The 1147-nt window shown below is 42.5% G+C and carries 1 protein-coding gene; it reads right to left on the bottom strand.

Annotated elements, in window-relative coordinates:
• Positions 1-982, bottom strand: a 982-nt coding sequence (locus FJR05_RS04575) for a DEAD/DEAH box helicase (RefSeq protein WP_168643005.1), incomplete at its 3' end; no start/stop codon positions are given.
• Between the last annotated feature and the right edge of the window lie 165 nt (positions 983-1147).

The raw sequence follows: 1147 nt of genomic DNA, 5'->3' as shown, positions 1-1147 counted from the left end.
TTTTCTCCATAAAAGAGGCGCAAGAGCCCAAATTAGTTCGAGAAAGTCTGTCTAACTTATCTTCAGAAGAACGCAGATAATCACTCAAATCTTGGTAAAGTTTCTGTTCACCCGCCGCAGGTGCCACCGTAATTGTAGTAGCAAATCGTTTTGGTAACTTCACATCTACCAAAGCGCGGGTATTGCGTACCATCACTTCCCGCATCAAGGAACGCAGTTTTTCTGGATTTTTGGGAATACGTCCATTTCTGGAATCAACGTATTCTTTTTTAAACGCAGCTTCTGTTTGCAATAAACCTGGTTTCAGTAGAGTCAGGAGATTGAATAGTTCAATCAGCGAATTCTGGACTGGGGTTGCAGTCAGCATGAGGATAAACCGCTTGTTCAGGGCGTTTACCAACTTCCAGTTAAGAGTCGTGCGATTTTTGAGGTGGTGTGCTTCATCAACAACTACCAAGTCCCAGGTGCGACCGGTGACATGAGAAAAATGCTTGGCAGATTTAGCCGTGTTGAGTGAAGCGATAATGCGGGGATTCTGCGTCCAAAAATCTTCTAGGGGTTGTTGGGGGTCACGGTTATCTGTGGTAATAGTGGCAATGTTAAATTTTTCACTTAATTCTAATTGCCACTGAGAAACGAGGGATGCGGGAGTGAGTACGAGTAGGGACTGTACCATGCCTCTAGCTAAATACTCAGCACAGATAATTCCGGCTTCAACGGTTTTGCCCAAACCCACTTCATCTGCTAACAATGCCCGTCCACCCAGTTGTCTCAGAACCTTGCGGGCTGTTTCAATTTGATACCAATATTTGTCAATGGCAGTGAGGGTGGGAAGGCACACTAACTGGTCATAGTCTGCCATGACCGATAGTTTAAATAGGTCTAGACGTGCTTCGTAAAAGTCCAGGCGATCGTATTTACCTGCTTTGAGTGCTTCTAAGGCTGTGGAGGAGTTAAATTTAAATGTATAATTTTGATTCATGATGCACCCAGTGTGAATACTTTTGATCTTTCCTTCTCTAAGAGGAGTTACTGAATATTTTAACTATTTAATTAGTAAATATTTTTAGATAATTAACAATTAACACAAAAGTAGTTTTTCACTCTCCCCCCACTTTCGAGAGTTTATAGGGTAGGTAGAAGTAGG

Source organism: Dolichospermum sp. UHCC 0259 (assembly GCF_009711935.1).
In the GTDB taxonomy this organism is placed as follows: Bacteria; Cyanobacteriota; Cyanobacteriia; order Cyanobacteriales; family Nostocaceae; genus Dolichospermum.
This window is presented reverse-complemented; position numbering and strand designations above follow the sequence as displayed.